Here is a 14,742-nt window from a genome sequence, read left to right on the forward strand (position 1 = left end):
GCACCTAAATTTTGTCGGAGTTTTTTACAACTTCTGCTTTGTCAACGCTGCAGGTTGCCCACGGAAATCAAAATATCTTTTGAAAACAAGAGGTTATTTATAAAAATTTTTCTTGGCACGTTTTCTGCTAATTGGTTGTCAACTTCGTTTTATCACCCAAGGAGCAAAAAATGACTGATTCCAAAAAACTTCTGTTGGGTCTTGCCCTCTCCAGTGCAGCTCTGCTCAGCCTTCCTGCCCAAGGTATGGCGATTTCCTATGGCGGCCAGATAGCAGGCGATGGTTCGGGGCTGACAAGCTCTTTCATTCCCGCCAGCAATATTACGCTGCCAGGATCGGGCTATTTCGTGGAAACCTTTGACGCTGCTAGCGCAAGTTTGTTAGCAGCGTTGCCGCCCGATGGCGTTTCCATTCAAGCTGGTTGCTCGGTCAACGCCTCTGGGGCACTGAACATCACCACGACAGGCGGCGGTTTTGGCGTGCAGAGTGGCAGTACCTCCAGCGCTGCGGCACCTGCCAATGACACCACCTGTTTTGGCTTTGGCCCTCAGCCTGGAGGCGGGTTGCCGGCGACAGTCAAAGTGGACTACAGCAGCGTTCTGTCGTCAGGTGTCAAGGTGTCCTATCTCGGCTTGTATTACGGCTCCATTGATACGTACAACGATATCCGCATTTACGACGGTGCTACTCTGCTGCGCACCATTACCGGCACCGAAGTACTGGCAGCTTCCAGCGGCATTTCTGGTAACCAGGTAGCCCCTGGATCGAATGTGTATGTGAATTTCGCCTTCGCCCCGGATGAGGCCTTTACTGCTTTTGAGTTTCACACCACCAGCGTGGCGTTTGAAGTGGATAACATCGTGGTCGGTCTGACCAACCGCCGTGATGTACCGGAGCCGGGGTCGCTGGCACTTCTGGGTGCAGGCCTGCTAGGATTTACCGTCATCCGCCGGCGCCAGCGCAAGGGCTGATACAGGTTCTCACCTGTGCACGGCGTGCGCCGTGCAGACAGCAGCGTCGCAACCGCTGTTTTTTCATATGCCAGTCAGCGCCTGCTGACTGGCATTTTTTATGGTGCGTCCAGCTTGGGTGCGTTGTGCCTGGGCTGCCGATAAAATTCGGGCCCATGTCCGTCCTCTTTTCATGCCCCTTGCGCCGCGGCTGCAGCGCATTTCTGGCAAATGCTGACAGCCCTCAACATCAGAGCCATTCCAGGAGGTATGAATGAACGTCGTCGGCTTTGCTGGATTTTCAGGCAGTGGCAAAACCACGCTGGTCGAACAACTCATTCCCGCGCTGAGCCAGCGCGGCCAGCGCGTCTCGGTGGTCAAGCACGCGCACCATAAATTCGATATCGATCACCCCGGCAAAGACACTTGGCGCCACCGCGCTGCCGGTGCTTTCGAGGTGGTAGCGGCCTCTGATCGGCGCCTGGCCCTGATGCGCGAGTTTGAGCAGCCGGTGCAACTGAGCGTGCACCAATTGTTGGCCGAGCTGTACCAGGGAGTGGACTGGGTGTTGGTGGAAGGCTTCAAAGAGTGCGATCTGCCCAAAATTGAAATCTGGCGCGGCCCCGCAGCCAGCTACGCCGTGCGTCCCGCCGGCTATCCGAGTGACCACTTCGTCGTCGCCATCGCCACCGATGCTCCGACCCAACTGCCCGCGCCGACCCAACTGCCGGTGCTGGACTTGAATGCCCCGGCTGCCATCGCCGACTGGCTGCTGTCCCAGGGCGGGCGCTTTGCCTACGATGGGGAATTGCATGGAGAGACCTTGACATGAGCGTCCCGATGGCCCCTCGCAAACCTTTGAAGCCACTCGATCAGGCGCTCGCTGAGCTGCTGGCCCAAGCCACGCCACTGGCCGGCAGCGACAGCGTAGCTACCTTCGATGCCGATGGCCGCGTGCTGGCGCAGGGCGCCGTCTCGCCCTTGCAGGTGCCGCCGCAAGACAGCAGCGCCATGGACGGCTACGCCCTGTGCTGCGCCGACGTGGTGCAGGTCGGGGCGGTGCTGCCGGTGTTGCAGCGCATCCCCGCTGGCAGCGTCGGCACGGCGTTGCAGCCGGGGACGGTGGCGCGGATTTTTACTGGTGCGTCGATTCCTCCCGGTGCTGACACGGTGCTGATGCAGGAAGACTGCACCGCGCTGGACGATGGCAGCGTGCGTATCAACGCTCTGCCGCAATTGCACCAGTGGATTCGTCGCGCGGGTGAAGATATTGCGTTGGGTGCTGAAGTGCTGCGCGCCGGTACGCGCTTAACGCCCGCTGAATTGGGCTTGGCAGCCAGCATTGGTTTGGCACAACTGGCGGTAGCCCACCGCCCGCGCGTGGCGCTGTTTTCGACTGGCGACGAGCTGGTGATGCCCGGCGAAGTCGCGCCGCAAGACATGCCACCCGGCCACATTTACAACAGCAACCGCTTTTTTTTGCGCGCGCTGCTGCTGCGCTTGGGCTGCGAAGTGACGGATTTAGGCATCGTCCCCGACCGACGCGATGCGACCATTGAAGCGCTGCGCAGCGCCAGCAGCGGCCACGACTTGATATTGACCAGCGCTGGCGTGTCAGTCGGCGAAGAAGATCACGTCAAGCCCGCCGTCGAAGCGCTGGGGCGGCTGGACTTGTGGCAAATCGGCATGAAGCCGGGCAAGCCGTTTGCTTATGGTCGGATTGGGTCGGCGCACTTCATGGGCTTGCCGGGCAACCCGGTGGCCAGCCTGATGACGTTTTTGCTGTTGGTGCGGCCCTTCGTGCTGCGCTTGCAGGGCGTGGACAACGTCACGCCCGCCACCACGGCTATGCGCGCCGACTTTGCCTGCGCTAAAGCCGACGCGCGCCGCGAATTTTTGCGCGTGCGGCGCAACGCGACCGGTGGTTTGGATTTGTTCCGCAACCAAAGCTCGGGTGTGCTGACCTCGACCGCCTGGGGCGACGGCGTGGTCGATCACCCCGCCGGCCAGACCATTGCACCGGGCGATACAGTGCGCTTTATGTCGTTTGCGGAATTGCTGTCATGAACAAAATCACCGTGCGTTACTTTGCCTCCATCCGCGAGGCCATCGGCCAGGGCAGCGAGTCGGTGGAAACCGCCGCCGCCACGCTGGGCGCGTTGCGCGATGAATTGATCGCCCGGGGCGATGCGTACGCCAGCAGCCTGGCGCGTGGCAAAGCGGTGCGCATGGCGCTCAATCAGCTGCTGAGTGAGGACGCCGCCGCCCTGACCGATGGGGCGGAAGTGGCGTTTTTCCCACCGGTTACGGGCGGATAAGCAGGCACGCTGCATTCGTAGGTTGAGTACAACCCAACCTAGAATGCAAATTTATGCTTTTTTTGCCTCCAGCCCTTTAAACACGTGCGCTAGCAGCTATTGTTTTTATTCGGACTCAGGCGGCAAATCTGGACATTGCCACGCCAGCAACTCTGCCAATCGGCTGACGATCCACGTCGCTTCGCCCGGTGCCATGCCCGACTCGGGCACGCTCAGGCCGGCATGGATGCGGCGCAGGATTTCAAATTCCGATGGGGCTTGGTTGTGGTACAGCGTTTGCGCTTGCTCGACCAAATGATGGGCGAGGTCTTCGCACAGGCCGTAGCGCTCGCGCACCTCGCTGGGGCTGGCGTGCAGGCGTCCACGTGTGTCGCTGTAAACCGCCATGAAGGACGGTGGGACAAAAATCTGGTTGTTGTCTTCCATACAAATGAGCCTCAATCGGGCGTGAACAGGCGCTCAAACCGCGCCTGGTCCGCGTCCAGTTCAAAAGTCACCAGTTGACCCATCTTCATATCCGACAGCCGGCAGGCGGCAAACAGCGTGGCTTTGCCGGCCAGGTTGAAGTCGGGCAGGTGGATGATGGCGTAGGGGTGCGGCACGAACGATTGCAGCGCAAACACCGTCGGGTGCAGGTTGCGCGGTGAGGGAAACAGTTTGTAGTGCGGGGTGGTGATTGCTAGGGCGGCCATAAAGTGGAATTTGAACGGGGTAAAGTGCAGCCGATGCTAGCGGCACGCCCGCGCTGGCCAACAAAAAACAAGAAAGGCCTTCATGGCACGCGATAAAAATGTATGGGCCGCCAAGGTATTTGGCCTGATCAAAGGTGGTAATGTGGATGGAGCCGTGGCGCAGGTCAAGGTCGCGCCCACGGTGGACGACATCGTCCGCTTGCAAGGCTTGCTGAGTGCGCTGCCCCAGTCAGCGGTACAGCGCCAGTTGGACAAAATCGTTGAAGAACAACGCGAGTTGCTGGCCGCGCCGCGTTTGCACCGTTCGCCGTAAGGAGGCGCGCCATGCTACCGCTGCACATTTCCATCCAGATCGCTGATTTCGATGTTTCTGCCGAGTTGGCCGCCTTGCGTGCCAACGACCTTGGCGTGGGCGCGGTGTGCTGCTTTGTCGGTACGGTGCGTGATCGCAATGGCAGGGACAGCGCGGGAGCCGTGGCGTCGATGGAGCTGGAGCACTACCCCGGCATGACCGAAAAGTCCATCGAGGCCATGGCGGCTGAGGCTTTCCGGCGCTTTGACATTCTGGGTGCGCGCGTCATCCACCGCGTCGGCCTGCTAGCGCCGCCGGACCAGATCGTGCTGGTGGCGGTGACCAGCCCGCACCGGGGCGAGAGTTTTCAGGCCTGTGAATTTTTGATGGATTATTTGAAAACTCAAGCGCCGTTCTGGAAGAAAGAGCAAACCGCGGCGGGTGCCCACTGGGTGGACGCGCGCATCAGCGACGACGCTGCGCTGGCGCGCTGGGGAATACACGCCAGCAACGCTTGAAATCGGGGACGCATTGCCCCAAGTGCAGTGCAATTCAGAGGATCCAGTCACATGCGTCTCGACAAATTCACCACCAAATTTCAAGAAGCCTTGAGCGACGCCCAATCGCTGGCGCTGGGCAATGACCACGCCTACATTGAGCCCGTGCACTTGCTGGTCGCCATGCTGCGCCAGGATGATGGCCCGCGCGCACTGCTGGAGCGTGCTGGCGCCAACGTGCCCGGCCTGCTGACCGCCGCAGAAGCCGCCGTCAAGCGCCTGCCGACCGTCACCGGCCAGGACCAGGTGCAGGGCGGACCCGAACTCGGGCGCGTACTGCAGGCGACCGAAAAGGAAGCCATCAAGCGCGGCGATGAATATGTCGCCAGCGAGTTGTTTTTGCTGGCGCTGATCGACAGCAAGGGTGAGGCTGGTCGCCTGGTGCAGGAGAACGGCCTGAGCCGCAAGAGCCTGGAGACCGCCATTGACGCCGTGCGCGGCGGGCAGCGCATGGACAGCCCCGAGGCTGAAGGTCAGCGCGAGGCTTTGAAGAAATACTGCATGGATTTGACCGAGCGCGCTCGCGCCGGCAAGCTCGACCCGGTGATTGGCCGCGACGACGAAATCCGCCGCGCCATCCAAGTGCTGCAACGGCGCACCAAAAATAACCCGGTGCTGATTGGCGAGCCGGGCGTGGGCAAGACGGCGATTGTCGAAGGACTGGCGCAGCGCATTGTGGCCGGCGAGGTGCCTGATTCGCTCAAAGGTAAGCGCGTGCTGTCGTTGGACATGGCGTCGCTGCTGGCGGGCGCTAAGTTTCGCGGCGAATTTGAGGAGCGCCTGAAAACCGTGCTGAGTGAGCTGGCCAAGGACGAGGGCCAGACCATCGTCTTCATTGACGAGTTGCACACCATGGTCGGTGCTGGTAAGGGTGAAGGTGCGATGGACGCCGGCAATATGCTGAAACCCGCGTTGGCGCGGGGCGAGCTGCACTGCGTCGGTGCCACCACGCTGGACGAGTACCGCAAATACATTGAAAAGGACGCGGCGCTGGAGCGGCGTTTTCAAAAAATCATCGTCGGCGAGCCGACGGTGGAGGCCACCATTGCCATCCTGCGCGGTTTGCAGGAAAAATACGAAAAGCACCACGGCGTGCAAATCACTGACCCGGCCATCGTGGCGGCAGCCGAGCTGAGCCAGCGCTACATCACCGATCGCTTTTTGCCGGACAAGGCGATCGACCTCATCGACGAGGCGGCGGCCAAGATCAAGATCGAAATCGACTCCAAGCCCGAGGTGATGGACAAGCTCGATCGCCGTTTGATCCAGCTGCAGATCGAGCGCGAGGCGGTGCGCCGTGAGAAAGACGATGCCTCGCAAAAACGCCTGGAGCTGATCGAGGAAGAAATCGTCAAGCTGAAAAAAGAAATCTCCGACATGGACGAAATCTGGCAGGCCGAGAAAGCGCAGGCGCTGGGCTCCAAGGACGTGATGGAAGAGATTGACCACATCAACACGCAAATCGAGGAGCTGACGCGCAAGGGCGACTTCAACCGCGTCGCCGAGCTGCAATACGGCAAGCTGCCCGAGCTGAAAAAGCGCCTGAGCCAAGCGCAGGACAGCGAAGCCAACAAAACCTCCGACCACGCACCGCGCCTGCTGCGCACGCAGGTCGGCGCCGAAGAAATCGCCGAGGTGGTGAGCCGCGCTACCGGCATTCCGGTGGCCAAGATGATGCAGGGTGAAAAAGACAAACTGCTGGTGATGGAAGATAAGCTGCACCAGCGCGTGGTCGGCCAGGATGAGGCGATTGCGGCCGTCGCCAACGCCATCCGGCGCTCGCGCTCGGGCCTGTCGGACCCGAATCGCCCCACCGGCAGTTTCCTGTTCCTTGGCCCCACGGGTGTCGGCAAGACCGAGCTGTGCAAGGCGTTGGCCGGCTTCTTGTTTGACAGTGAAGACCACCTGATCCGCATCGACATGAGCGAGTTCATGGAAAAGCACTCGGTGGCGCGGCTGATAGGTGCGCCGCCCGGCTATGTCGGCTACGAAGAAGGCGGTTATCTGACCGAAGCCGTACGCCGCAAGCCCTACAGCGTGCTGCTGCTGGACGAGGTCGAAAAAGCGCACCCGGACGTGTTCAACGTGCTGCTGCAAGTGCTCGACGATGGCCGCCTGACCGATGGCCAGGGCCGTACCGTGGACTTCAAGAACACGGTGATCGTCATGACCAGCAACATTGGCTCGCACCTGATCCAGGCGATGGTCGGACAAGAGGCGGAGGACATCAAGGAGGCGGTGTGGGGGGAACTAAAAAACCATTTCCGTCCCGAATTCTTGAACCGCATCGACGAAACCGTGGTCTTCCATTCGCTCGACGCAAAGCATATCGAGTCCATCGCCCATATCCAGCTGCAGTTGCTGCAGGGACGTCTGGCCAAGATGGATTTGCATTTGCAGGTGTCGCCCGCCGCGCTGGCCGAACTGGCCAAGGTCGGTTTTGACCCGGTGTATGGCGCCCGACCACTGAAGCGGGCTATCCAACAGCGCATTGAGAATCCGCTGTCCAAGCTATTGCTGGAAGGGCGCTTTCCGCCCAAGAGCACGATTGCGGTAGAGGTCAACCCGGTGCTGGAGCCGGGCGTGTTCCACTTCAACAACGTCCCGGCGGTGTGACGTGGCGTGATGAAAATAAGAGCTGACAGCGCTTGTGGAATAAGGGCTGGAGGCTGTTTTGGCTTGTAAAAGCCCAGCAAAGGAATGGTTTTGAATGATTTTGCTGCGGGCCTGACCCGCTGGTTGGTTCGAGCGGTGTTATTCACGGCGGGTGTGGTGCTGTTCCTGAGTCTGCTGGCTGCTGCGTTGCTGTTGGGGCTGGTGTGGGCGCTGCGTGCACTGTGGGCGCGCTTGAGCGGGCGCCCCAACGTGCCGTGGGCCATGCGCTTTGACCCGCGCGACAGTTGGAGCGCCGTCTACCGCACCCAGGCGCGCAAAAAGGCTGGCCATGCGTCCACTGCCGACGATGACAGCAAGCCAGCTCGCCGGATGCACGTGCTGCCGGGTGCCGGCGAGATCGTGGACGTGCAGCCGCACGCCCCCCGCCAGACCTATTGATGCGCCGCTGTGCCGTCCCCGTGCATGACGTCTGCTGAGCTGCGCGCCCTGTTTGATGCCCAGCACGCGGCCAGCCGTCAGCAGGTGGATGTGCCGGTGCTGCTGCGCCGCGAGCGGCTGTTGCGGATGCGCAAGCTGCTGGATGAACACGCGGCCACGCTGTCCGCCGCCGTGGAGGATGACTTTGGCGTGCGCTCGCCGCGCCTGACCGAAGTGGCCGATTTTTTTGTGTTGCGCCATCTGTTGGCGCACACGTTGCGCCACTTGGCGCGGTGGAGCAAGCCGCAGAAGGTGCGCACTCCCCTGCATTTGCAGCCGGCGCAGGCCTGGGTGCAGCGCCAGCCGCTGGGCGTGGTCGGTGTGATTGCGCCCTGGAATTACCCGATTCAGCTGGCGCTGGCGCCGGCCATCACCGCGCTGGCCGCGGGCAACCGCGTGATGATCAAGCCCAGCGAGCTGACGCCCCACACTTCAGCGCAACTGGCCTTGTTGCTGGGGCAGTTTTTTGCGGCTGACGAGGTGTGTGTGGTGCAGGGCGATGCGGTGGTGGCCAGTGCTTTTGCCGCGTTGCCGTTCGACCATTTGGTGTTCACCGGCTCGACGGCGGTGGGGCGCAAGGTGGCGCAGGCGGCGGCGGCCAACCTGACGCCGACGACGCTGGAGCTGGGCGGCAAATCGCCGTGCATTGTCGATGCCGATGCCGACCTGCAGGCGGCGGCACTGAAGATCGCCCATGGCAAATTGTTCAATGGTGGCCAGACCTGCATTGCGCCGGACTATGTGTTGCTACCACGCGGCAGCGAGACCGCCTTTGTGCAGGCCTACCGGACGGCGGTAGCGCAGCTGTTTCCGTACATTACCGGTAATCCTGATTACGCCTCGCTGATCAGTCAGCGCCACCTGGCCCGCTTGCGTCGGATGCTGCAGCAAGCACAAACGCAGGGTGCCCAGGTGCTCAGCATGGACCCGGCGCCGGGCGCTGCGGCGACGCTGGGTGCGGCCACACTGGATGGTGCCACCAGCCGCCAGATGGCGCCCACGCTGGTGCTGGGCGCCACCCTGGACATGGCGCTGATGCAGGAGGAAATTTTTGGCCCCATCCTGCCAGTGCTGACCTATGAGCACCTCGACGATGCCATCGCCCATATCAATGCCGGGCCGCGTCCGCTGGCGCTGTACTGGTTTGGCCACAACGCCGCTGTGCAGCAAGAGGTGCTGGCGCGCACCGTCAGCGGCGGCGTGACGGTGAATGACACACTCATGCACATCGCCCACGACAACCTGCCGTTTGGTGGCGTGGGCGACAGTGGCTGGGGCGCTTACCACGCTGAATCTGGCTTCTTGCGCTTTTGTCACCAGAAAGCCGTCATGGCGCCGTCGCGCTGGGCCATCGGCTGGCTGTTGTATCCGCCCTATGGCGCGCGCTTTGATCGCGTCATGGGGCTGCTGCGGCGCTGGATGTAGCGCCACCGCCAGCGGGGTGGCCCTGGGCCTGCGGATTTGTGACTTTATCGACCAGACTTTCTGGTGCCGCGTGGGGGTGGAATGCCCGATAGAGTCCCTGCATGGCCCTGTCCGCTAGGAGGAAAAATCCATTTGCGGCGACAATGCCGCTCCATTTTGTTTTTTTCCGTTTCCGCTCGATTTTCCATGTCTGATATCCAGGTTCGTCCCGCTACGCTTCGCGATGCCAAAGCCATTGCCCAGATCCATACCCTTTCTGCCCAGAGCGCCTACCAAGGCATCGTGCCGGAAGACCAACTGAAATCCATGTCCGTGGACAAACGCCAGGCCTACTGGCGCGAAGCCATCGAGTACTGCGAGCCGCAAGTGCAGGTCGCCGTCGAGGACGAAAAGATCGTCGGCTTTGTCGGCTACGACCGCTCGCGCGATGAAAAATCACGCCCCACCACCGGAGAAATCTGGGCCATCTACGCCGCGCCCACCCACTGGGACAAGGGCGTGGGCTTGGCGCTGTGGGACGCGGCGCGTGATGGTCTGGCCGAAGAAGGCTGCACCAACGTCACCGCTTGGGTGCCGCTGCGCAACGAGCGCGCTATCCGCTTTCACGAACTCGCTGGCTTCAAGCGCGAAATGACCACCGCCAAAACGGCCGTGGTTGGCAGCGCCAAGATCGAAGAAGTGCGTCTGAAACGTTCCTTAAACTGAAAGAAGCTATCCCCATGATTGAATGGAACGAACAGGGCGAGGTGCGCTCAGCGCGCTGGCGTTCCGAAAGCGGTGCTGCAGCGCCGCGCCGCGTCGAACTGGCCAAAGACACTTTGTCGGCCGACTCGGCCTATCGCTTTGCCTGTGCTGGCACCGCCATGCTGTGGCGCAGCGATTTTCAGAACGCCCGCCTGATGCTGCAAGCCTTGCAGCGCCGCATTGAAGACAAGCCGCCTAAATCGGCTGCCCGCGCTGCCGCCAAAATTGCCGCCTCTACGCCCGAAGAGGTGTTCCATCTGCACCGCCAAGCGCAGTCGCAGCGCGCCCGCTCGCTCGGTACGCTAGTGATTCGGGTGGAGGGCGACTACAGCATCAAGCTGCGCCGTGCGCCGGATTGGAAAGAAGCCCTCACCGAAGCCTGGGGGCCCGCTACCGGCGAGGCGCAGGTGGTGTCGCTGCGCGAGCTGCTCGGCGTGGTCGGCGCGCACGAATGGCGCAAGAAGGGCGTGGAGATTGCTGCGCTGGGCGACGAGCCGAACAACCGCATTCACCCGCATTACGGCGTGTTCTCGCCGGTGCGCGGCGAATACATCGACTTGGTCGCCAAAGCGCCGCTGCCGTCGAAAGAGTTGGCATTTGACATCGGTACCGGCACCGGCGTGCTGGCGGCCGTGCTGGCGCGCCGGGGCGTGCGCCGCATCGTCGCGACAGAAAACGCACCGCGCGCGTTGGCCTGCGCCAAAGACAACCTCAAGCGCCTGGGCGTGGCCGGGCAAGTCGAGCTGCAGGACGTGGACTTGTTCCCCGCCGGTCAGGCGCCGCTGGTGGTGTGTAACCCACCGTGGGTGCCAGCGCGCCCCAGTTCGCCGATTGAACACGCGATCTACGACGAAGGCAGCCAAATGTTGCGCGGCTTTTTGTCGGGCTTGGCAGCGCATCTGGCGCCCAAGGGCGAAGGCTGGCTGGTGTTGTCGGACTTGGCCGAGCACCTGGGTCTGCGCACGCGCGAGCAATTGCTGGCGTGGATCGCTGAAGGCGGCCTGCGCGTCATTGAACGTCACGACGTGCGCCCCGAGCACGCCAAAGCCACCGAAGGCGGCGATGCCCTGGCGACAGCGCGGGCCGCCGAAGTCACCTCGCTGTGGCGTCTGGCGGCTGTTTAAGCGCTAGCAGCTAGCCTACAACGCCTAACGGCCAGACAGCGCAAGTTGTCTGGCTATTTTTTTGATAGCTAGTGCCGCACGTCTTATAAGGGTTTGCGGTCGATTTGACCAAAATGACCCTGCTGCTCGCCCCGATGGAGGGCCTCCTTGATTTTGTGTTGCGCGACGTGCTGACCCGCGTCGGCGGCGTGGATCGCTGCGTGTCTGAATTCATCCGCATCACCGACACGTTGCTGCCGGACCGGGTGTTTTACCGCTACCTGCCCGAGCTGCACCACGGTGGCCGCACGCTGGCCGGCACGCCGGTGCGGGCGCAGCTGCTGGGCTCCGACCCGGTGACCATGGCCGACAACGCGGCGCATCTGGCGGCGCTGGGGCCCGAGGGCATCGATCTGAACTTTGGTTGTCCGGCCAAGGTGGTCAATCGCCACGGCGGCGGTGCGGCGCTGCTGAAGGAGCCGGAGCGCATCGCCACGCTGGTGGCCGCCGTGCGCCGCGCGGTGCCAGCGCATTTACCGGTGTCGGCCAAGATGCGCCTGGGGTTTAACGACACCTCGCTGGCGCTGGAATGCGCGCTGGCGATGCAGGCTGGCGGTGCCTGCGAAATCGTCGTCCACGCCCGCACCAAGCTGGACGGCTACCGCCCGCCGGCGTATTGGGAGCAGATTCCGGCGATTCGCGCCGCCGTGTCGGTGCCGGTAGTGGCGAATGGCGAGATTTGGACGGTGCAAGACGCGCAGCGCTGCCGCGAAGTCTCCGGCTGCGACGCGCTGATGTTGGGGCGTGGCATGGTGGCTGATCCGGGTTTGGCGTGGGCGATTCGCGCTGCGGATGGAGCGCAATCTGTGGCGGTGGAGTGGCCTGATGTATTGCCGCATCTGGCCGATTTCTGGCGCTTGGTCTGCCGCGATTTGGAGCCGCGCCAGCGCGCTGGGCGCTTGAAACAGTGGCTCAATTTGATGCGCCGGCGCTTCCCTGAAGCGGAGTTGGCGTTTCAGCAAGTGCGCACGCTGACCGATGACGATGCGGTCAGCGCTTGGTTGCAGGCGGCGCAGCGGCGTTAATCGGGTTGGCGGGTACATCCACTTCCCGCCACTGCCCCGGTGCCAATTCCCCCAAGCTCCACGGCCCGATGCGGGCGCGCACCAAGCGCAGCGTCGGTAGGCCGACGGCAGCCGTCATGCGGCGCACTTGGCGGTTGCGGCCTTCGGTGATCACCAGTTCTAGCCAGTGTGTCGGAATGTTTTGCCGAAAGCGCACCGGTGGATGGCGCGGCCACAATTCCGGCGGCGGCTCTAGCAAACGGGCTTCGGCGGGCAGCGTTGGGCCATCGTTGAGCAACACGCCGCGCTGCAACTGCTGCAACTGCGCTTCGGTCGGTGTGCCTTCAACCTGTACCCAATAGGTTTTGGCCAGCTTGTGGCGTGGCTCGGCAATGCGCGCTTGCAGCTGGCCGTCGTTGGTCAACAGCAGCAAGCCTTCGCTGTCGCGATCCAAACGTCCCGCCGGATAGACGCCGGGCACCTCGACAAAATCTTTCAGCGTGGCGCGACCGGCCTCGTCGTTGAACTGCGTCAGCACATCAAACGGCTTGTTCAGCAGCAGCAGGCGCGGGGTGGCGGGCGGGGCTTTGGCTACGCGCCGTGCCGGTGGCCGGCGCTCAAATTTCAAGGTTGTCTATCAAGCGCGTGTTGCCCAGCCGTGCCGCGCCCAGCACCACCAGCGCGTCGCCGGCGTTGGGGGTTTGCAGGTCGCTGCGGCGGCGCACGGTCAGGTAGTCCGGCTGCCAGCCGCGCGCCGTCAGGGCTTTCAGGGCGGATTGCTCCAGCGCGGGCAAGTGCTTGGGCAGTTCGTGCGCCAGCGCGGCTTCGCCCAGTTGCCGCAGCGCCAGCGACAGTTGCACCGCCTCGGCGCGTTCGGCTTCGCTCAAATATCCATTGCGCGAACTCAGCGCCAGCCCGTCGTCGGCGCGCTGCGTCGGCCCAGCGACGATGTCGATCGGCAGCGCAAACTGCTGCGCCATGCGCCGCAGCACCATCAGTTGCTGGTAGTCCTTCTGGCCAAACACGGCCGTGCCGGCGCTTTTGCCGGCAAACACGGCGCAAAACAGCTTCATCACCACCGTGCACACGCCGGTAAAAAAGCCGGGGCGAAACTGACCTTCCAGGATGTCGGCCAGCAGCGGGTCGGGCTGCAGCTTGAAGGTTTGCGGCTCGGGATACAGGTCGCTTTCGCGAGGCGCAAACACCACGTCGCAGCCGGCGGCTTCAAGTTGCACGCAGTCGGCCTCCCAGGTGCGCGGGTAGCTGTCAAAGTCCTCGTGCGGCAGAAACTGCAGGCGGTTGACAAAAATGCTGACCACCGTGGCGTCGCCCAACGGCTTGGCCTGGCGCACCAGCGCCAAATGGCCGGCGTGCAGGTTGCCCATCGACGGGACAAACGCCGGGTGGGCAGCAGTCGCCAAAGCGGCGCGCAGTTCGGGAAGGGTGCGAGCGATATGCATACGAAAACCAGGAAAGCAATAAATCAAAAATAATAGCTGCTAGCGCACGTATCTAAAGGGCTAGCGGCCTAAAAAGCTATAAAAGTCCGTTTTACCAAGCGTGCAGCGCGTTGTCCGGGAAGCTGCCGCCCTTGACCGCACGCACATAGGCCTCCATGGCGCCGCGCACGCTGGCGGCGTCGTCCATGAAGTTGTGGACAAATTTGGCCATCTTGCCCAGGTTCATGCCCAGCATGTCGTGCAGCACCAGCACTTGGCCGGCGGTGCCGTTGCCGGCGCCAATACCAATCGTCTGGCAGTGCGTCAGGTCGTTGGTCAACTCGGTCGCCAGCTGCGCCGGCACCATTTCCAGCACCAACATCGCGGCGCCGGCGTCCTGCAGATCGCGCGCTTGGCGGCGCAAGGTTTGCGCGGCTTGGTCGGTTTTGCCTTGGACGCGGTAGCCGCCCAGCGCGTGCACGGTTTGCGGTGTCAGCCCCAAATGGGCGCAGACCGGAATGCCGCGCTCGACCAAAAAGCGCACAGTTTCCGTCGTCCAGCCGCCGCCTTCGAGCTTGACCATGTGCGCGCCGGCCTGCATCAAGGCAGCGGCGCTGCGCAGCGCTTGCTCTTTCGACTCGTGGTAGCTGCCAAATGGCAAATCGGCCACCAGCCACGCGGTGCCCTGCACGCGGTTGAGGCCGCGCGCCACGCTTTCGGTGTGGTAAATCATGGTGTTGAGCGACACGCCGACGGTGCTGGGCAGGCCTTGGCAGACCATGCCAAGCGAGTCGCCAATCAGCAGGCATTCGACGCCGGCGGCATCGGCGACGGCGGCAAACGTGGCGTCATACGCCGTCAGCATGGTGATTTTGTCGCCGGCCTCGCGCATTTGTTGCAGGCGCGGCAGGCTGACCGGGCGGCGCTGGGGCAGGGGGGAGGCGGGCGGCAGGGTACCGTAAGGCGTGGCGTGGGTGGCTGTGTGGGGGGGGGTGATCATGGTGCCCTTTGGCTCAAAGTCCAGGAATGCGCAGTCTAAGTCAGAGATAGCGTGTTGAACAATGC

Annotated in this window: 17 protein-coding genes; 12 read left to right on the top strand and 5 right to left on the bottom strand. The window is 62.7% G+C overall.

Going from position 1 to position 14,742, the window contains the following annotated elements; all coding sequences use genetic code 11:
- Positions 1–170: 170 nt before the first annotated feature.
- From Q390_RS0106275 to moaD, 4 genes are all read left to right on the top strand, one after another.
- A complete protein-coding gene (locus tag Q390_RS0106275; RefSeq protein WP_084153795.1) occupies positions 171–971 on the top strand; it encodes an Npun_F0296 family exosortase-dependent surface protein in 801 nt (266 codons plus the stop codon).
- 253 nt (positions 972–1,224) lie between these two features.
- Complete coding sequence (mobB, locus tag Q390_RS0106280) at positions 1,225–1,782, top strand: molybdopterin-guanine dinucleotide biosynthesis protein B (RefSeq protein WP_027995292.1); 558 nt, start codon at positions 1,225–1,227, stop codon at positions 1,780–1,782.
- Positions 1,779–3,017, top strand: coding sequence for a molybdopterin molybdotransferase MoeA (locus Q390_RS0106285; RefSeq protein ID WP_425423935.1), 1,239 nt, complete (start codon positions 1,779–1,781; stop codon positions 3,015–3,017). Before mobB ends, Q390_RS0106285 begins: the two co-directional genes overlap by 4 nt.
- On the top strand, positions 3,014–3,268 hold the full coding sequence (gene moaD / locus Q390_RS0106290) for a molybdopterin converting factor subunit 1 (RefSeq protein ID WP_027995294.1): 255 nt from the start codon (positions 3,014–3,016) through the stop codon (positions 3,266–3,268). Before Q390_RS0106285 ends, moaD begins: the two co-directional genes overlap by 4 nt.
- Before the next feature lie 105 nt (positions 3,269–3,373).
- Here the strand turns inward: moaD and Q390_RS0106295 are convergent, their stop codons facing one another.
- Positions 3,374–3,694: a hypothetical protein gene (locus Q390_RS0106295; RefSeq protein ID WP_027995295.1), complete on the bottom strand. Its 321-nt coding sequence runs from the start codon at positions 3,692–3,694 to the stop codon at positions 3,374–3,376.
- A gap of 11 nt (positions 3,695–3,705) precedes the next feature.
- Positions 3,706–3,960: a hypothetical protein gene (locus tag Q390_RS0106300; protein WP_027995296.1), complete on the bottom strand. Its 255-nt coding sequence runs from the start codon at positions 3,958–3,960 to the stop codon at positions 3,706–3,708.
- Between the two features lie 82 nt (positions 3,961–4,042).
- On the opposite strand from Q390_RS0106300, the gene Q390_RS0106305 reads away from it, so the two are divergent.
- From Q390_RS0106305 to Q390_RS0106340, 8 genes are all read left to right on the top strand, one after another.
- Positions 4,043–4,273 (top strand): hypothetical protein, encoded by a 231-nt coding sequence (locus Q390_RS0106305; protein ID WP_027995297.1) that lies wholly within the window; start codon positions 4,043–4,045, stop codon positions 4,271–4,273.
- Positions 4,274–4,284: 11 nt separating this feature from the next.
- A complete protein-coding gene (locus Q390_RS0106310; RefSeq protein WP_027995298.1) occupies positions 4,285–4,770 on the top strand; it encodes a molybdenum cofactor biosynthesis protein MoaE in 486 nt (161 codons plus the stop codon).
- Between the two features lie 51 nt (positions 4,771–4,821).
- Positions 4,822–7,425 carry an ATP-dependent chaperone ClpB gene (gene clpB / locus Q390_RS0106315; protein ID WP_027995299.1) on the top strand — a complete coding sequence of 868 codons (2,604 nt, stop codon included), beginning with the start codon at positions 4,822–4,824 and terminating at the stop codon, positions 7,423–7,425.
- Between the two features lie 84 nt (positions 7,426–7,509).
- Positions 7,510–7,863, top strand: a complete 354-nt coding sequence (locus Q390_RS0106320) for a hypothetical protein (protein WP_425423936.1) — start codon at positions 7,510–7,512, stop codon at positions 7,861–7,863.
- Between the two features lie 24 nt (positions 7,864–7,887).
- Positions 7,888–9,327 (top strand): coniferyl aldehyde dehydrogenase, encoded by a 1,440-nt coding sequence (locus tag Q390_RS0106325; protein ID WP_027995301.1) that lies wholly within the window; start codon positions 7,888–7,890, stop codon positions 9,325–9,327.
- A gap of 186 nt (positions 9,328–9,513) precedes the next feature.
- The gene (locus Q390_RS0106330; RefSeq protein WP_027995302.1) at positions 9,514–10,032 is read left to right on the top strand and encodes a GNAT family N-acetyltransferase; all 519 of its coding nucleotides are present in this window, start codon (positions 9,514–9,516) and stop codon (positions 10,030–10,032) included.
- A gap of 14 nt (positions 10,033–10,046) precedes the next feature.
- Positions 10,047–11,195, top strand: a complete 1,149-nt coding sequence (locus Q390_RS0106335) for a methyltransferase (RefSeq protein ID WP_027995303.1) — start codon at positions 10,047–10,049, stop codon at positions 11,193–11,195.
- Between the two features lie 113 nt (positions 11,196–11,308).
- A complete protein-coding gene (locus Q390_RS0106340) occupies positions 11,309–12,259 on the top strand; it encodes a tRNA dihydrouridine synthase (protein WP_027995304.1) in 951 nt (316 codons plus the stop codon).
- Here the strand turns inward: Q390_RS0106340 and Q390_RS17760 are convergent.
- The 3 genes from Q390_RS17760 to panB form a co-directional block, all read right to left on the bottom strand.
- Entirely contained in the window at positions 12,225–12,866 is a 642-nt protein-coding gene (locus Q390_RS17760; RefSeq protein ID WP_051603083.1) for a pseudouridine synthase, read from the bottom strand. The genes Q390_RS0106340 and Q390_RS17760 overlap by 35 nt on opposite strands.
- The gene (gene panC / locus Q390_RS0106350) at positions 12,856–13,698 is read right to left on the bottom strand and encodes a pantoate--beta-alanine ligase (RefSeq protein ID WP_027995305.1); all 843 of its coding nucleotides are present in this window, start codon (positions 13,696–13,698) and stop codon (positions 12,856–12,858) included. Before panC ends, Q390_RS17760 begins: the two co-directional genes overlap by 11 nt.
- Positions 13,699–13,789: 91 nt before the next feature.
- Positions 13,790–14,677: a 3-methyl-2-oxobutanoate hydroxymethyltransferase gene (gene panB, locus Q390_RS0106355; RefSeq protein ID WP_027995306.1), complete on the bottom strand. Its 888-nt coding sequence runs from the start codon at positions 14,675–14,677 to the stop codon at positions 13,790–13,792.
- Positions 14,678–14,742: the final 65 nt, after the last annotated feature.

Source organism: Simplicispira psychrophila DSM 11588, assembly GCF_000688255.1.
Classification (GTDB): Bacteria; Pseudomonadota; Gammaproteobacteria; order Burkholderiales; family Burkholderiaceae_C; genus Simplicispira; species Simplicispira psychrophila.